Annotated in this window: 15 protein-coding genes; 3 read left to right on the top strand and 12 right to left on the bottom strand. The window is 61.1% G+C overall.

The genetic code is table 11. The features are described from left to right. Positions 1 to 3 precede the first annotated feature (3 nt). Positions 4 to 423: a DUF6647 family protein gene (locus AB8A38_RS27910; RefSeq protein ID WP_439088127.1), complete on the top strand. Its 420-nt coding sequence runs from the start codon at positions 4 to 6 to the stop codon at positions 421 to 423. Positions 424 to 536: 113 nt separating this feature from the next. Here AB8A38_RS27910 and thiD read toward each other — a convergent pair whose 3' ends face one another. Then, complete coding sequence (gene thiD, locus AB8A38_RS27905; protein ID WP_439088125.1) at positions 537 to 1337, bottom strand: bifunctional hydroxymethylpyrimidine kinase/phosphomethylpyrimidine kinase; 801 nt, start codon at positions 1335 to 1337, stop codon at positions 537 to 539. A 153-nt stretch (positions 1338 to 1490) separates the two neighbouring features. Here thiD and AB8A38_RS27900 point away from each other — a divergent pair, with 153 nt between their 5' ends. Continuing rightward, positions 1491 to 1727, top strand: a complete 237-nt coding sequence (locus AB8A38_RS27900; protein ID WP_068735543.1) for an Lrp/AsnC ligand binding domain-containing protein — start codon at positions 1491 to 1493, stop codon at positions 1725 to 1727. 195 nt (positions 1728 to 1922) lie between these two features. On the opposite strand, the gene AB8A38_RS27895 is transcribed toward AB8A38_RS27900, so the two are convergent. Continuing rightward, the gene (locus AB8A38_RS27895; protein ID WP_439088124.1) at positions 1923 to 4307 is read right to left on the bottom strand and encodes a transketolase; all 2385 of its coding nucleotides are present in this window, start codon (positions 4305 to 4307) and stop codon (positions 1923 to 1925) included. A 152-nt stretch (positions 4308 to 4459) separates the two neighbouring features. Here AB8A38_RS27895 and AB8A38_RS27890 point away from each other — a divergent pair, with 152 nt between their 5' ends. After that, positions 4460 to 4921 (top strand): Lrp/AsnC family transcriptional regulator, encoded by a 462-nt coding sequence (locus AB8A38_RS27890; protein WP_089265228.1) that lies wholly within the window; start codon positions 4460 to 4462, stop codon positions 4919 to 4921. Positions 4922 to 4931: 10 nt separating this feature from the next. On the opposite strand, the gene AB8A38_RS27885 is transcribed toward AB8A38_RS27890, so the two are convergent. The 10 genes from AB8A38_RS27885 to urtA form a co-directional block, all read right to left on the bottom strand. After that, complete coding sequence (locus AB8A38_RS27885) at positions 4932 to 7349, bottom strand: bifunctional diguanylate cyclase/phosphodiesterase (protein ID WP_439088122.1); 2418 nt, start codon at positions 7347 to 7349, stop codon at positions 4932 to 4934. Positions 7350 to 7597: 248 nt separating this feature from the next. Continuing rightward, positions 7598 to 8551 carry a DMT family transporter gene (locus AB8A38_RS27880; protein ID WP_439088120.1) on the bottom strand — a complete coding sequence of 318 codons (954 nt, stop codon included), beginning with the start codon at positions 8549 to 8551 and terminating at the stop codon, positions 7598 to 7600. Positions 8552 to 8737: 186 nt separating this feature from the next. Then, the gene (locus AB8A38_RS27875) at positions 8738 to 9577 is read right to left on the bottom strand and encodes an aldo/keto reductase (RefSeq protein ID WP_439088119.1); all 840 of its coding nucleotides are present in this window, start codon (positions 9575 to 9577) and stop codon (positions 8738 to 8740) included. A 68-nt stretch (positions 9578 to 9645) separates the two neighbouring features. Beyond that, entirely contained in the window at positions 9646 to 9987 is a 342-nt protein-coding gene (locus tag AB8A38_RS27870) for an FmdB family zinc ribbon protein (protein ID WP_439088619.1), read from the bottom strand. 113 nt (positions 9988 to 10100) lie between these two features. Beyond that, positions 10101 to 11330, bottom strand: coding sequence for a formamidase (gene fmdA / locus AB8A38_RS27865; RefSeq protein ID WP_093756657.1), 1230 nt, complete (start codon positions 11328 to 11330; stop codon positions 10101 to 10103). 49 nt (positions 11331 to 11379) lie between these two features. After that, entirely contained in the window at positions 11380 to 12069 is a 690-nt protein-coding gene (urtE, locus tag AB8A38_RS27860; RefSeq protein ID WP_068735526.1) for an urea ABC transporter ATP-binding subunit UrtE, read from the bottom strand. 10 nt (positions 12070 to 12079) lie between these two features. Beyond that, a complete protein-coding gene (urtD, locus tag AB8A38_RS27855; RefSeq protein WP_439088118.1) occupies positions 12080 to 12835 on the bottom strand; it encodes an urea ABC transporter ATP-binding protein UrtD in 756 nt (251 codons plus the stop codon). A gap of 9 nt (positions 12836 to 12844) precedes the next feature. Further along, positions 12845 to 13990 (bottom strand): urea ABC transporter permease subunit UrtC, encoded by a 1146-nt coding sequence (urtC, locus tag AB8A38_RS27850; protein WP_439088117.1) that lies wholly within the window; start codon positions 13988 to 13990, stop codon positions 12845 to 12847. Positions 13991 to 14035: 45 nt separating this feature from the next. Next, a complete protein-coding gene (urtB, locus tag AB8A38_RS27845; RefSeq protein WP_089265233.1) occupies positions 14036 to 14962 on the bottom strand; it encodes an urea ABC transporter permease subunit UrtB in 927 nt (308 codons plus the stop codon). 134 nt (positions 14963 to 15096) lie between these two features. Then, positions 15097 to 16356: an urea ABC transporter substrate-binding protein gene (gene urtA / locus AB8A38_RS27840; RefSeq protein ID WP_315843112.1), complete on the bottom strand. Its 1260-nt coding sequence runs from the start codon at positions 16354 to 16356 to the stop codon at positions 15097 to 15099. Positions 16357 to 16471: the final 115 nt, after the last annotated feature.

Below are 16471 nucleotides of genomic sequence, written 5' to 3'. Positions count from 1 at the left end.
TACGTGAACGCTCTGATCGCCACCTATATCGCATGGATCATCGCCCAAACCGGCTTCGTCCCTCCGGCTCACCCGCCAATCCATTTCGCGACGTCAGAAGAAATGGCTGTGCTGAGTGGTGCGCCGGAAAATAGCGGGCTCGAATTTCAGGCCCTCTACAGCCGCGAACAAGGCGCGATCTACCTGCCCCACGAATGGCAACCGATCAATTTGCGGCAGAAGAGCGCGCTGCTGCATGAGCTCGTGCATCACGTGCAACGAGCCAACAACGTCGAAGCTCCGTGTGTGGCTGCCCACGAACGCCAAGCCTATGACCTTCAGCTGAAATGGCTACGCGAACAGGGAGTCGAGGATCCCTACAGCCTCATCGGCACGAATGAGCTCACAATCTACATGGTGAGCGTCTGCCGCGACGGTTCGTAAGCGGCACACGACATTCCTTCGTCACAGGCCATGAGATGCAACGGGCTCGTGCGCGAGCCGATGCTCAGGCGATGGGAGCGCGCCGAGGTTGGCTTGAACCAACCTTGATACGCCTAATAGAATGCGTGGAAATGATGCACCGGGCCGTGGCCGTGACCGACCGTAAAACGATCCGCGGCACCGATCGCCGCTGTGACATAGGCTTTCGCCGCACGCACCGAGGCTTCCATGTCCTGCCCCTTGGCGAGGCCCGCCGCGATCGCTGATGACAGCGTGCAGCCGGTACCGTGCGTATTCTTCGTGGACACGCGCGCTGCCGGCAATGCAATGGCACGCTCCGCCGTGATAAAATAGTCGGTGCTCTCCGGGCCGGTCCCGTGACCGCCCTTGATCAGCACAGCCTTGCAGCCGAGCGCGAGCAGCCGCTTGCCCTGCGCCTCGATCGCAGCATCGCCCTCCGCCATCGGCTCATCGAGCAGTGCGGCGGCCTCTGGCAGATTTGGCGTGATAATCTGCGCCAGCGGGATCAGCGTGCTGCGCAGTGCAGCGATGGCTTCCGGCGCCAGCAGGCGATCGCCTGATGTCGCGACCATCACAGGATCGAGCACCACATGTTTCGGCTGCCATGTCGCGAGGCCCGCGGCGATCGCCTCGATCACATCGCGCTGCGCGACCATGCCGATCTTGACCGCGCCGACCGCAAGATCGACGAACACGGCATTGATCTGCTCGCTCACGAACTCAGCGGGCACCTGATGGATGCCGGTGACGCCCTTTGTGTTCTGCGCGGTCAGCGCGGCGATCGCCGACGCGCCATAGACGCCCAGCGCCGCGAAGGTCTTGAGGTCGGCCTGGATCCCGGCGCCGCCCGAGGAATCCGAACCGGCAATGGTCAGCGCAACGGGTGTGGGCATCGGAAAAACTCGCACGAGATCAAGGGATAAGCAGCTATACCAGTCCTACCCTGCCAGTCGTGAACCAGCAACCCGGCGACATGCTGGCGGCTTGCGCCGCACCCTGTTTTGGGCTTGATGATCTCTAAAATCGCCCGTTTCCGGAGAATCCCGATGGTCCCCTTCTTTGTCCAGTTCAAGTGCAAGCTTGGCCAGTCCTACGCCGTCGCCAACGCGCTGGCCGAAGCCGAAATCGCCTCGGAGATCTATTCCACCGCCGGCCACTACGACCTGCTGGTGAAGTTCTATGTCGATAACGCCACCGACATCGGCCATTTCGTGAACGAGAAGGTGCAGACCATCCCGGGCATCCAGGACACCCACACGATCATCACGTTCAAGGCGTTTTGAGGCGGAGCTGCCCCAAACTCTCGTGTCGTCCCCGCGAAGGCGGGGACCCATATACGCTAGAGATTGCGGCAAAGCACTGAAATCATGGCTCTGCCGCTTCTCTTGCTCTGACCGTGGTTATGGATCCCCGCGCCGCGTACGCCTTCGGCGTACTAGGTGGGGATGACATCTGAGAAGGCCATGGCTTCTCCAGCGCTACACCGCCATCTTCCGATGCAGCACGGGCACGCCGCTCAGCTCCTCCGCCGCATCGACGATCGCATTCGCGTCGATGCCGTGGTGGCGATAGAGATCGCCAATTGTGCCGGTCTGGCCGAATTGCTCGACGCCCAGCGCTTCCATGCGATGACCGCAGACGCTGCCGATCCAGCCCAAAGTCGCGGGATGGCCATCGAGCACGGTGACGATGCCGCAATCGCGCGGCAGCGGCTGCAGCAGCTTCTCGATATGGCTCAGATGCTGCGGATTACGCTTGTCGCGGCGAATTTTCCGCGCCGATGTCCAGCCGGCGTGGAGACGGTCGGCTGAGGTGATCGCCAAGAGGCCGATGTCGCGATGGCTGTCGCCGAGCAATCCCGTCGCCTCGATCGCCTCCGGCGCCAGCGTGCCGGTATAGGCGATCACCAGATCGCAATTGGCGCCCGGCTTGCGCAGCCAATAGGCGCCATCGGTGATGCCCTCCCGCAGCTCCGGCGTCATCATGCGCTGCGGCTGTTCGATCGTGCGCGTGGACAGCCTCAGATAAACCGACCCACCCGTGCGTTGGCCAGCCTCATCGGTGCCCGCGTCATGCTGCATGTGCTGGAAGCCCCAGCCCATGATCACCGCGAGTTCGTCGACGAAAGCCGGCTCGAACGAGGCGAGACCGTCCTGAGCCATGCCGATCAGCGGCGTCGCAATCGACTGATGCGCGCCGCCTTCCGGCGCCAGCGTGATGCCCGATGGCGTCGCCGCCACCATGAAACGGGCATCCTGATAGCAGGCATAATTGAGCTGATCGAGCGCGCGGCTGATGAAGGGATCGTACAGTGTCGCGATCGGCAGCAGCCGCGTGCCGTTGACGCTGTTCGACAGGCCCAGCGCCGACATCAGGATGAAGAGGTTGCTCTCGGCAATGCCGAGTTCGATGTGCTGGCCCTTTGGCGAGAAATCCCAGTTAAAAGTCGAGGGAATCTTCTCGCTGCGGAAGTGGTCGGCCTTCTCGGCGCGCGCAAACAGCCCGCGGCGATTGACCCAGGCGCCAAGATTGGTGGACACGGTGACATCGGGCGACGCGGTCACAATGCGCGACGCCAGTTCGGTGTCGCCTCGCGCCAGCTCGTGCAGCACCAGGCCAAAGCCCTGTTGTGTCGACATCTCCGGCGACGGCTTGAACGACAGATGCGCGGGAACGTCAATGACAGGCGCTGACAAGCGTCGCGTGCCCTGCTGCACGAAGGGTACATTCTTCAGGAAGGCATCCAGCTTCGCCGGGTCCTGCGTCAGACCTTCATACTTGTCCCATTCATGGCCCGGCCGGATGTTCTGTGCCGCGCGCCAGGTCTCCATCTGCGTCGGCGTCATCAGGCCGGCATGGTTGTCCTTGTGGCCCTGGAACGGCAGGCCGATGCCCTTGATGGTGTAGGCGATGAAACAGACCGGACGATCGTGATCGATCGCCTCGAAGGCTTCAATCATGCTGGCCATGTCATGACCGCCGAGATTGGACATCAGCGCCAGCAATTCGTCGTCGCTGCGCGCCTCGATCAGGCGCGACACCGGCCCCTGATCGCCGATCTCGTCATTGAGCCGCTTGCGGAACGCTGCGCCGCCCTGAAAACATAAAGCCGAATAGATCTGGTTCGGACAATTGTCGATCCAGGTCTTCAACGCGGCGCCGCCAGGCTCGGCAAAGGCGGCGTCCATCAGCCGGCCATACTTCACGATCACCACGTCCCAGCCAAAGTTGCGGAACATGGATTCGAACTTCTCCCACAGACCTTCGCGCACGACGGCGTCGAGGCTCTGGCGGTTGTAGTCGACGACCCACCAGGTATTGCGCAGTCCATGCTTCCAGCCTTCGAGCAGCGCTTCGAAAATGTTGCCCTCGTCCATCTCGGCATCGCCGACCAGCGCGATCATGCGGCCTTCGCGGCGGTCCTTCATCCAGCCGTGAGCCGAGACGTAGTCCTGCACCAGTGACGAGAACAGTGTCTGCGCGACGCCGAGGCCGACGGAGCCGGTGGAAAAATCGACATCGTCGATGTCCTTGGTGCGCGACGGATAACTCTGCGCGCCCTTGAAGCCGCGAAAGTTCTCAAGCTTCTCGCGCGTCTGGTTGCCGAACAGATACTGGATGGCGTGGAACACCGGGCTGGCATGCGGCTTCACCGCAACGCGATCCTCCGGCTTCAGCACAGAAAAATAGAGCGCTGACATGATCGTCGCGAGCGACGCCGACGAAGCCTGATGGCCGCCAACCTTGAGGCCGTCGGCATTAGGGCGGATGTGATTGGCGTTGTGGATAGTCCATGACGAGAGCCAGAGCACCTTGCGCGCCAATGCGGTCAGGGTCTGCAGGCGATTGTGATCGATCGGCATGATGGACTCCCGCGTCGGCCAGCTGAGCTGGTTCGTAATGAGGTCGCCATTCTAGCAGGCGCGCCAAAGGGATTTTCTCAATTCATCGCGACAACCATGGCCATATTGGGATAAACCAATTGTCCCGGCTCCCATTTCATGGAATTTTCCCAATGTCAGCCCTCGACGCAATCGACCGCAAGATTCTCGCCGCGCTGCAGATAGACAGCCGCATCACCATGCAGGAGCTCGCCGAAAAGGTCGGGCTCTCGATCTCGCCGTGCCATCGCAGGGTGAAATTGCTGGAAGAGCGCGGCGTCATCACCCGCTACATGGCCCTGGTCGATCAGAAGGCAATCGGACTACCGGTCAGCGTCTTCATCTCCATCAAGCTTGTCAGGCAGAAGGAGGAAGACCTCAACCGTTTCGCGAAAGCGATCTCGAAATGGGAGGAAGTGCTGGAATGTTATCTGATGACCGGCAACCGCGACTATCTCTTGCGCGTCGTCGCGGCGGATCTGTCGTCCTATGAGGCATTCCTGAAGAACAAGCTGACGCGGCTCGACGGCATCGCCTCGATCGAATCCAGCTTCGCCCTCAGCCAGGTGAAGTATTCGATCGCACTGCCGGTGTAAGGGCCCAGAGCTAGCTGGCTCGCTTCACCGTGGCGGCGGTACCACCCAGGGCGCTGACGACGCTTTGATAATGCGCAATCGGCTGTGGGCGGCCGATCAGGAAGCCCTGGATCTCCGCACAGCCCTCGGCGGCAAGAAACGACATTTGGGCGACGGTCTCGACGCCCTCGGCGATCACCGGGAGCTTCAACGAGCGGCCGAGCCCGATGATAGCGTGAACAATAGCCGCGGACTGCGGATTGTCCTCGAGCTTGGCCACGAAGGTCTGGTCGATCTTGATCTTGTCGAAGGGGAAAGCCTGCAGATAGCTCAGGCTCGAATAACCCGTGCCGAAATCATCCATGGCGACGCGAACGCCCAATTCCTTGACGGCGTGCAGGATTGCGATGGCACCAGCAAAATCGTCAATCAGCACGCCTTCGGTGATCTCGATCTCGACACGCTTTGGGCAGAGACCGGTTTCCGCCAGAACGGCGGCGAGCATCCCGGGCACATCGCCGCGCTGAAAATTGACCGGCGACAGATTGATGGCGATCGACAGCGGATTGACCCAGGTTGCCGCCTCGCGACAGGCCTCGCGCGCCACCCATTCGTCGATCGCGCCTATCAGACCGCTCTCCTCCGCCAGCGGAATGAACACCGTCGGCGAGATGATGCCGCGCTCGGGATGCCGCCAGCGCAGCAGAACCTCGAAGGCGACGACAGCGCCCTCCGTGGTCGCCTGCGGCTGAAAATAGAGTTGGAATTGCTTGTTCTCGACCGCCACCACGAGATCACGTTGCAGCAGTCGTTTCTCGCGGATGTGCTGATCCATCGCAGCCTCGAAGAAGCGGATGGTACCGCCTTCCTCGGCCTTGGCGCGGTCGAGCGCCAGATCCGCATGCGCAATGAGAGCTTCGATATCCTGGCCGTCCTGCGGATAGACCGAGATGCCGATACTACAGCGAACATTGACGTGCTGGCCGTCGATCTGAAACGTATTATCGAGAATGCCCGACAACCGCGCACAGAGATCTTCCGCTGTTTGCGGCTCCGCGCCGAGATGAGACACGATCGAGAAGATATCGCCACTCGGCCGTGCCAGAAATGCACCGTTGCAGGCTTGCGCCAGCCGCTTCGCCAGCTCGGCCAGTACGGCGTCTCCGGTGGCCTGGCCGTATACATCATTTGTTTCTCTGAAGCGGTCGATATCGATCCGCGCGATGGCGAACGAGCCGTGTCCGGCCGACGCCTCTTTGAAGACGCGGGCCAGATATTCGTTGAAGGCAACACGATTGGGCAGATCGGTGATCGGATCGTGCCGCGCAAGATGCACGATCCGCGCTTCGCTGAGTTTGCGGTCGGTGATGTCGGCGTGGGTCGCGACCCAGCCGCCATTCTTCATCGGCCGGTAGCGTACATTGATGGCGCGTCCATCCGGCAGCTCGGCGGTCTGACTGCTCGGCACGCGATCCGCGAGGGCCGTCCGCATCTTCATCTCATAACTATCCATGTCGACGAACAGCGTGCCAGCTGCCGCGCGAATTGCCAGCACCTGATCCTCAGTCGCGCCGGCCAACATTTTCGCCGGCGGGATATTGTACATGCGCAAGTAGCTTTCGTTCCACAATTCGAGCAGGCCATCGGCGCTATACATGCATAGGCCCTGCTCCATATTGTTGAGCGCCGCATCGAGCTGCAGATTGCGCTTGCTCATGCTGCGGCGGGTGCGTTGATCTGTTACGGCAACGACGAGGCCGGCGATCACTACGGCAGCGGTGAAGGCCGCAATGGCCAGCGACAGTTCGATCGGCGACAGCAGACTTTGGTTCTCAGCGGCTGCGGCATTGTAGGTCAGATCGATCGCGCCCATAGCAACGAAGTGATGTACGCAGATCGCGAGCGTCAGAAGCAGTGCGGCAACGAGCAGCTTGCCGGACCGGTCGGCGGTGTGGGCGACGAGGATCGCCAAGGCGGCAATCACCATGCCGCCGACGACCGACGCCGTCACGAGATCCGGCATCCACTGGATGATGGCGGGGATGCGCAGCGACGCCATGCCCATATAGTGCATGCAGGCGATGCCGAGGCCGATCACCGCGCCGCCGGCCAGCGCGTTCCGTTTGGTTCGATTGAACAGCGCGATGGCGAAGCCGGCCGTGGTCATCACTGCAGAGGCGACGAGCGAACAGGCGGTGATGATGAGGTCGTAGTGGAGTTCGAAACCAGGCGTGTATGCGAGCATCGCGATGAAATGCGTCGCCCATGTGCCGAAGCCGGTGACCGCGCCTGCGGTTATCAACCACGCAAGGCGCGTGTCGGGCAATGCGGTGCGCGCACGCGTGAACAGGTTGACGGCAGCAAGGCTGGAGAGAAAACACACCGCTGCAGCCAGCAGGATCTGCCGCCAGTCATGCTGCAACTCGATGCAATTCCAGACTCTTAGCATAAAGATACCAACATATGACGAGATATCGAAGCATAGCGCGTGCAACGTTCGGAATGTTTAAAACTCACGGAAAAATTGCACGGAAGAGCTGTTATTCTTAAGCCGCGATAAAGCCCGAAATATGCCGGGGTATCATCGTCCATGTTTGCGGAAAGATATGCAATACATTCGGATGTACCCACCGCAAGCGCCATGGCTCAAGGGAAATCGAGCAATGGGGACGACCTGTTTCGATCAACAGCTCATCATTATGCGCTCGGATAAGGTTCCGCCGGCGCGGTGACCTGCGCGCGGCGCACGCGTTCGCGATGTGCGGTGTAGACACCGCTGGCGATGATGATTGCAGCACCGACGAAAGTGACAGCATCGGGCACTTCGCCAAACAGGAAGAAGCCGATCAGCGTCACCCACACCAGCTGCACATAGGAGAATGGCGCCAGTACCGACGCATCCGCATAGCGGAAGGCCAATACGACAATCCAGTGGCCGACAGTAGCGGCGACGCCAATACCAACACCGAGCGCGATCTGCGTCCAGCTCGGCACGATCCAGTAGAACGGCACGATGACGCTGAGCACGAGAAAGCCGGTGATCGCCGAGAACGCCATCGTGGTGCTGGCGCGGTCGGCCCCGCTGATTTTGCGCGTCAGCACCAGCGCAGTCGCCCAGCCCAGCGCCGAAATAATCGGAAAGATTGTGCCGGGCTGAAACGCCGCGGTGCCCGGCCGCACGATGATCAATACGCCCAGAAGCCCGGCAATGGTGGCGGTCCAGCGGCGCAGACCTACCTTTTCGCCGAGGAAGAGAACCGATAGCCCGGTGACGAACAGCGGCGAGATGAAGCCGGTCGCAGTCGCTTCCGCGATCGGCAGATAACCGAGCGCCATGATGAAGAAGATCGACGAACACAACAGGCCCAGCCCGCGAAATACCTGCAGCAGCGGCCGCGTCGAGCGCATCGGATTGCCCGAGGCCGGCGCCAACACGATCGGCAGCAGGATCACGACGAACACCAGAAAGCGGATCCAGGCGATCTCCACCGATGGCATGCCCGTGCGCGACAGGTATTTCGCCATCGCGTCCGATGACGCCAGAAACGCCGTCGAGCAAATGATCATCAGAATGCCGTGCAACGGCCGGTCGGTATGGCGATGAGCCGATACACGGGCAGCAGTCTTCGGCGGCGGAACATGGCTTGTCACGAGCGGGGACCAATATGCGGGCTCGTCGGTGCATGCGAGCCGAATCGAATAAAGCTCACAAAACGACGATCACGAGGCCGGGACAACTGCCGATATCAGGACACGGATATGCAGGCAGGCAAAAAAACCTATGCCGGCCGACGCATCGGCGGCCAGCGTGCAGCGCAGCATCGATTTACCGCATCCCTACAGCATCGGCAGACTGGAAGGCTCCCGCCCGAGCGGGAATACCTTTCCAATATCGGCCAGTTCGGCCGCGCTGAGCGTCAATGCGCTCGCCGCCGCGTTGTCCGCCGCATGGGCGGCCGAAGACGCCTTCGGAATTGCGAAGACCGCTGGCTGACGGATCAGGAAAGCCAGCGCCACCTGCCGCGGCGTGGCCAGATGGGCATCGGCGACCTGCTGCAGGATTTTGCCGCCCGGCGAGCGCGGCGACGGGAAATCATTATGACCGAACGGCGAATAGGCCACGACGGCGACGCCATGGCTCTCGCACCACGGGATCACGCGGTGTTCGATGGCGCGCTCCTGTAAATGATAGAGCACCTGATTGCAGGCGATGGCGCCCTTGCCTGCGAGTTTCGACAGCTCGTTGAGATCGTCGACATCGAAATTACTGACACCCCAGGAGGCAATCTTGCCGGCGGCCTTCAACTCTCCGAAGGCAGCCACGGTCTCGGCAAGCGGAACCTGACCGCGCCAGTGCAGCAGGTAGCAATCGAGCCGATCAGTCCCCAGCCGCTTCAGCGAGCGCTCGCAGGCGGCGATGGTGCCCTTCCGCGACGCGTTGCTCGGCAGCACCTTGGAGACCAGGAACACCTCGTCGCGACGATCGGCGATGGCCTCTGCAATCACGAGCTCGGCGTCACCATACATTTCGGCCGTGTCGATATGGTTCATGCCGGCATCGAGGCCGGCCTGCAGCGCCCTGACCGCCGCAGCGCGGTCACTATGGTCGATATACCAGGTGCCCTGCCCGATGACTGAGACGTCGCGCTTGGTTTTGCCGAATGGGTTGTGTCGCATGGTGCGCCTCCGCCTCCCGCGGCAATGAGGCACACGGGAGTGGACTTTAGCGCATCAAGTCAGAGGAGTCAGTGGCTGATCATCCACGGCCGCGCTGTCGGGAAGCTCTTGGCGCCCGAGCGGGTCTGCTTCACCAGCCGCGACGGCTTCTTGCCGGAACAGCAGCCGCAACCGGCCCCATGCGACGCCTTGTACTCCGCCGATGTCTTCGGCGCGTTGCGGCTGCGTTCATTGGTGGCGTGCGCCTTGCGCTTGTCGGAGGGCATGCAGAAGAACGCCGGCGCGGTCAGGATCACCCGCGGCGCCTGCGTCGCGCAATGCGGGCAGTCCTGCGGATCGTCGCATTCGGCCATCGGACGCATGTCGGTGAAGGGGCCGCAATTGTCGCAAAGATATTCATAGACCGGCATGGTGATTTCCAATCGAAAAAGCGCCGTCATGGCCGGGCCTGTCCCGGCCATCCACGTCTGGAGGTGACGCCAAGGCATGGATGCCCGGCATAATGCCGGGCATGACGGCGGAGTTACTTGTCCGGCGAGAGCGGCATCTGGATGTCGCCCTTGATGTGCTTGATCGGGCCCGCCGACGACGGATTGATATCGAAGTCGAAGATCTGCGTCGGCAGCCACAGCGTGGCGCAGGCATTGGGCACGTCGACGACGCCGGAGATGTGGCCCTGTACCGGCGCGGTGCCGAGGATCGAATAGGCCTGGGCGCCGGAATAGCCGAACTTCTTGAGATATTCGATGGCATTCAGACAGGCCTGGCGATAGGCGATATGCACGTCGAGATAATGCTGCTTGCCTTGCTCGTCGACGGAGATGCCCTCGAAGATCAGGAAGTCGTTGTAGTTCGGCGTCATCGGCGACGGCTTGAACACCGGATTCTTGATGCCGTATTTCGACACACCGTCCTTGATGACGTCGACCTTGATGTGCAGCCAGCCCGCCATCTCGATAGCGCCGCAGAAGGTGATTTCGCCGTCACCCTGCGAGAAGTGCAGATCGCCCATGGAGAGACCGCCGCCGGGGACATAGACCGGGAAATAGACCTTCGAGCCACGCGACAGGTCCTTGATGTCGCAATTGCCGCCATGCTCGCGCGGCGGCACGGTGCGCGCGCCTTCGGCCGCAGCCTTCTCCTTCGCCTCACCCTTCAGCCGACCCATATGGGCAGTCGGGCCGAACGGCGGATTGGCAAGGCCGGGCACGCGGGTCGGATTCGTCGCGATCAGCGCGGTCTCGCGCTCGTTCCAGGTGGCGAGCAGTTTCGGGTCGGGCAGACAGCCGATCAGGCCGGGATGGATCAGGCCGGCGAAATTCACGCCCGGGATGTGACGCGACGAGGTATACATGCCCTTGAAGTCCCAGATCGACTTCTGCGCTTCCGGAAAATGATCCGTCAGGAACCCCCCGCCATTCTGCTTGGAGAAGAAGCCGTTGAAGCCCCAGAGACTGTCCTTCATGGGGCCGACATCGAGCAGGTCGACCACGAGCAGATCACCGGGCTCCGCGCCCTTGACGCCGATCGGGCCGGACAGGAAGTGCACGATCGACAGATCGATATCGCGCACGTCATCGGCGCTGTCGTTGTTCTTGATGAAGCCGCCGGTCCAGTCATAGGTCTCGACGATGAAGTCATCGCCGGGATTGACCCATGCGACCATGGGAATGTCCGAATGCCAGCGGTTGTGAATCATGTCGTTGTCGTAGGCCGATTGCGTGAGGTCGACCTTGATCAGTGTATCTGGCATTCAATGCTCCCCTTCGGTTACTGGTCTTGGTGGTTGAACGTAAGGCTGGTCAGACGGACAGGTACTTTGCGATCTGTGCCGCATCGATACCCTCACGGGCTTCGTCGCGAACAATCTCGCCGTTCTCGATCACCAGCACCCGGTCGGCGACATCGAGCGCGAAGCTCAAGACCTGTTCGGAGACGATGATCGACAGACCCTTGGTGTCGCGGATGTGCTTCAGCGTGCGCGCCATGTCCTTGATGATCGACGGCTGGATGCCTTCCGTGGGTTCATCCAGCAGCAGGACCTTCGGCTTGGTAGCAAGCGCGCGGGCGATCGCAAGCTGCTGCTGCTGGCCACCGGAAAGATTGCCGCCGCGGCGGCCTTTCATTTCGAGCAGCACCGGGAACAGCTCATAGAGATCGCCGGGCACTTCCTTCTCGCCGGAGGCGACGAGGCCAGTCTCGATATTCTCCTTCACCGTCATGTGCGAGAAGATCATGCGGCCCTGCGGCACGTAAGCGAGGCCGCGCGCGACGCGCTCATAGCTCTTCAGCGCACCGAGCTCCTTGCCTTCCATGGTCACCGAGCCTGACTTGGTCGGCACGATGCCCATCAGCGACTTCATGAGCGTGGTCTTGCCCATACCGTTGCGGCCCATGATGGCCACGATTTCGTTGGGCTGCACCGAGACATTCAGGCCATGCAGGACTTCGCTCTGGCCGTAAGCGACGTGGAGATCGTTGATCGCGAGCATCATAATCTCCTTAGTGGCCGAGATAGACTTCGATGACCTTGGGATCGTTCTGAACCTTCTCCATGGTGCCTTCGGACAGGATCTGTCCCTGATGCAGCACGGTCACCTTATGGGCGATGTCCTCGACGAATTTCATGTCGTGTTCGATCACCAGCACCGAGCGGTTCTTGATGATCGTATTGAGCAGCTCCGCGGTCTTGATGCGCTCGCTGACGCTCATGCCGGCGACAGGTTCGTCGAGCATCAGCAGGTCTGGATCCTGGATCAGCAGCATGCCGATCTCGAGCCACTGCTTCTGGCCATGCGAGAGCACATCGGCATACATGTTGAGACGATCCTTCAGGAAGATCATCTCGGCGACTTCCTCGACGCGCTCGCGCACCGCAGCATCGCGCTTGAACATCAGCGAGCCGAACACCGAGCGACCGCGCGGATAGGAGATCTCCAGATTCTCGAACACCGTGAGATCGTCATAAACCGACGGCGTCTGGAATTTGCGGCCGACGCCGGCCTGCACGATCTGGTTTTCCTTCAGCTTGGTCAGTTCCGTGCCGCGAAACTGCACCGAGCCTGACGTGGCCTTGGTCTTGCCGCAGATCAGATCGAGGACGGTGGTCTTGCCGGCGCCATTGGGGCCAATGATGACGCGGATCTCGTTCTCCTCCACATAGAAAGAGAGATCGTTGACCGCCTTGAAGCCGTCGAAAGAAACGGTGAGCCCCTCGACCGCGAGTAAAAACTCTTTGGGCTGATGTCCGATGAGCATGATGTCCCCTTACTCGGCCGGTGCGCCGTCAGCGGCGGATTTGATGGCCCAGGCTTTTCGCGTCTTCGACGTGCGTAGTGCGATCAGGCGATCGACGTGACGCTGCACGTGGTCGCGCCAGATGCCGGACAGGCCATTGGGGAAGAACAGCACTACGGCGATGAACAAGCCGCCTAGGCCGAACAGCCAGAGCTCGGGGAAGGATTCCGACAGCATGGTCTTGGCGTAGTTCACCAAGAGCGTGCCGTAGACCGCGCCGAAGATGGACATGCGGCCGCCCACGGCCGTGTAGATCACCATCTCGATGGACGGCACGATGCCAACAAAGGACGGCGACATGAAGCCGATCTGCAGCGTGAACATGGCACCGCCGATCGCCGCGAACATCGCCGCAGCGCAGAAGGCGAATATCTTGAAATTGGCGACGCTATAGCCCGAGAACCGCACACGATCTTCCTGTTCGCGCATCGCCACCAGGATGCGGCCGAGCTTGGTCAGCCGGACGAATTGCGCCGCGATAATGCAGGCGAACAGCACGAAGACTTCGAAGAAGTAGAGAATCACCTTGGCGTGGTCGGTGCGGATATCCCATCCGTTCAGCGTCCGTAGATCGGTCATGCCGTTGATGCCGCCGGTGTAACCCTGCTGACCGATGATCAGGATGGTCGCGATCGCCGCAATCGCCTGGGTGATGATGGCGAAATAGACGCCGCCGACACGCCGCTTGAACATCGCGGCACCGATAATGAAAGCGAGCAGCGTCGGCACCACGAGAATGGCGATGATGGTCAGCGGCAGCGAATGGAACGGTTTCCAGAACATCGGCAGCGACGTGATCTGGTTCCAGTCCATGAAATCCGGAATGCCGGGGGTCGACTGGATCTTGGTGTTCTCGACGCTGGACGCCTCCAGCTTGAGGAACATCGCCATGCAGTAGCCGCCGAGGCCGAAGAACACGCCCTGACCGAGGCTGAGGATACCGCCATAGCCCCAGCACATCACGAGGCCGATGGCGACAAAAGCATAGGTCAGATATTTGGCGACGAGGTTGAGACGAAACACATCGAGAAACAGCGGCAGGATCACCGCGAGCAGCAGCAGCAGCGACAGGAAACCGAGAAGCTCCGAGCGGTTGAAGAAGCGTGAATTGATCATGGTGATGATGCCCTGCTCTGTCTGAACTTCACGTTCTCTTGGCGCTTACTTGCGGACCTTGAGGGCGAACAGGCCCTGCGGCCGGATCATCAGGATCGCGACGATGGTGAGCAGCGTCAGCACTTTGGCCATCGAGCCGGACATGAAGAACTCCATGGTCGACTGCGCCTGGGAGATTGTGAAGGCCGAGGCGATGGTGCCGAACAGGCTGGCCGCGCCGCCGAACACCACGACGAGGAACGTGTCGACGATGTAGAGCTGGCCGGAGGTCGGCCCAGTCGATCCGATCATGGTGAAGGCGGAGCCCGCGATCCCGGCGATGCCGCAGCCGAGGCCGAAGGTGTAGCGGTCGACCTTCTCGGTATTGATACCAACAGCGCCAGCCATCACACGGTTCTGCACCACGGCGCGAACCTGACGACCCCAACGCGACTTGTACATGATGTAGGCCACCACCATGGTGATCCCGAGAGTCAGCACCATCACGAAGATGCCGTTGATCGGCACTTCGATCGTGTCGGTGACCTGCTTGGAGCCCATCATCCATTGCGGCAGTTCGACACCGACTTCACGCGCACCGAACACCGAGCGATAGGCCTGCTGCAGGATCAGGCTGAGGCCCCAGGTCGCCAGCAGCGTATCGAGCGGACGCTTGTAGAGATGCCGTATCAGCCCCCATTCGACCAACATCCCCAGCGCACCGGAGGCGATGAAGGCGAGGATCATGGCGACGAAGAAGTAGCCGGAGAACAGTGACGGGAGATGCGACTGGAAGAAGCTCGACGTCAGCCAGGTGACATAGGCACCCAGGATCATGAACTCGCCATGAGCCATGTTGATGACGCCCATCTGGCCGAAGATGATTGCAAGACCGAGTGCCATCAGCACATAGACCGAGAACAGGATCAGGCCGGCAAAGCCCTGCATCGCAAAGATGGCGCCAAGGTCGCCAATCGAATAGTCGCCGAACATCGATCCATCCTCCGTCAGGGAAAGGGTCCCGCGCCGCGCGTGAACACGCGACGCGGGGTTGCCGTGCGCGGATAGGTCGTCCGCGCCAGGGAGAGGTGAAGCGCGGCGATCACGCCGCGCTTGGGGAGGAAGGCTTACTGATAGCCCTTGGGGAACGGATCCGGCTCGATCAGTTCGGGCGTCTCGAACACCACCTTGAACTGGCCATCGAGCTGCGCCTGGCCGACGCGGGCCTTGGACCACAGATGGTGGTTCGGATGGATCTTGACGTAGCCTTCCGGCGCCTTGGTGAATTCGATGCCGGCGGACGCCGCCGCGATCTTGTCGACGTCGAACGAACCCGCCTTCTCGACGGTCATTTTCCACAGCCACGGACCGAGATAGGCGGCCTGCGTCACGTCGCCGATCACGGTCTTCTCGCCCCACATCTTCTTGAAGGCGGCGACGAATTCCTTGTTGTTCGGATTATCGAGCGACTGGAAGTACTTCATACAGGCATAGGCGCCTGCGATGTTCTCGCCGCCGATACCGTCGATCTCGTCCTCGGTGACCGAGATGGTCAGCATGGTCTGCTTCGACAGATCGATGCCCGCCGCCTTGAGCTGCTTGTAGAAGGCGACGTTGGAGCCGCCGACGACCGCGGCATAGATCACGTCCGGCTTGGTCAGCTTGATCTTGTTGATCACCGAGTTGAACTGGGTGTGGCCGAGCGGGAAGTATTCTTCGCCCGACACCTTGCCGCCGAGCTTGCCCTCGATGTGCTTGCGGGCGATCTTCATCGACGTGCGCGGCCAGATATAATCCGAGCCGATCAGATAGAAGCTCTTGCCGTTCTTGGTCTTGGAGACCCAATCGAGGCCGGCGAGGATCTGCTGGGTCGCTTCCTGACCCGTATAGATCACGTTCTTCGACTGCTCGAGACCTTCGTAAAAGGTCGGGTAGTAGAGCATGCCGTTATACTGTTCCATGACCGGCAGCACCGCCTTGCGGGAGGCCGAGGTCCAGCAGCCCATGATGGCAGCGACCTTGTCGTTGACGAGCAGTTTCTTGGCCTTTTCGGCGAAGGTCGGCCAGTCCGAGGCGCCGTCTTCCTGGATGAACTTGATCTTGCGGCCGAGCACGCCGCCCATGGCGTTGATCTGATCGATGGCGAGCTTTTCAGCCTGCACCGAGCCGGTTTCCGAGATCGCCATGGTGCCGGTGACCGAATGCAGGATGCCGACGGTGACTTCCGTATCGGTAACCGCAAGGCCGGTGGTATTGATGGCCGAGGTGGCCGGCGCCTGCGCAAAAGATGTGCGCGGAAGCAGCGACATTGCCGGCAAAGCCGCCATGCCCATCAGCAGTTTACGCCGCAATGGCGAGTGCAAGCCCGGTTTCTTCTCGTCTGACATTTCAACCCCACTGGTTCGAGTACGCCTATTGGTGAGGCAAGCATTGCTGAACTTGTGCGGTGCACGGATACGCGAGATCGCGTATACTGCACCGCAAAATGCCGACGTAGGTTTT

Source organism: Tardiphaga sp. 839_C3_N1_4 (genome assembly GCF_051811045.1).
Taxonomy (GTDB): domain Bacteria; phylum Pseudomonadota; class Alphaproteobacteria; order Rhizobiales; family Xanthobacteraceae; genus Tardiphaga.
This window is presented reverse-complemented; position numbering and strand designations above follow the sequence as displayed.

Bases quoted from the DNA above. Each gene is read 5' to 3' on its own strand.
- thiD (WP_439088125.1), bottom strand. From the start codon at position 1,337: ATGCCCACACCCGTTGCGCTGACCATTGCCGGTTCGGATTCCTCGGGC.
- AB8A38_RS27900 (WP_068735543.1), top strand. From the start codon at position 1,491: ATGGTCCCCTTCTTTGTCCAGTTCAAGTGCAAGCTTGGCCAGTCCTAC.
- AB8A38_RS27895 (WP_439088124.1), bottom strand. From the start codon at position 4,307: ATGCCGATCGATCACAATCGCCTGCAGACCCTGACCGCATTGGCGCGC.
- AB8A38_RS27890 (WP_089265228.1), top strand. From the start codon at position 4,460: ATGTCAGCCCTCGACGCAATCGACCGCAAGATTCTCGCCGCGCTGCAG.
- AB8A38_RS27885 (WP_439088122.1), bottom strand. From the start codon at position 7,349: ATGCTAAGAGTCTGGAATTGCATCGAGTTGCAGCATGACTGGCGGCAG.
- AB8A38_RS27875 (WP_439088119.1), bottom strand. From the start codon at position 9,577: ATGCGACACAACCCATTCGGCAAAACCAAGCGCGACGTCTCAGTCATC.
- AB8A38_RS27870 (WP_439088619.1), bottom strand. From the start codon at position 9,987: ATGCCGGTCTATGAATATCTTTGCGACAATTGCGGCCCCTTCACCGAC.
- fmdA (WP_093756657.1), bottom strand. From the start codon at position 11,330: ATGCCAGATACACTGATCAAGGTCGACCTCACGCAATCGGCCTACGAC.
- urtE (WP_068735526.1), bottom strand. From the start codon at position 12,069: ATGCTCGCGATCAACGATCTCCACGTCGCTTACGGCCAGAGCGAAGTC.
- urtD (WP_439088118.1), bottom strand. From the start codon at position 12,835: ATGCTCATCGGACATCAGCCCAAAGAGTTTTTACTCGCGGTCGAGGGG.
- urtC (WP_439088117.1), bottom strand. From the start codon at position 13,990: ATGATCAATTCACGCTTCTTCAACCGCTCGGAGCTTCTCGGTTTCCTG.
- urtB (WP_089265233.1), bottom strand. From the start codon at position 14,962: ATGTTCGGCGACTATTCGATTGGCGACCTTGGCGCCATCTTTGCGATG.
- urtA (WP_315843112.1), bottom strand. From the start codon at position 16,356: ATGTCAGACGAGAAGAAACCGGGCTTGCACTCGCCATTGCGGCGTAAA.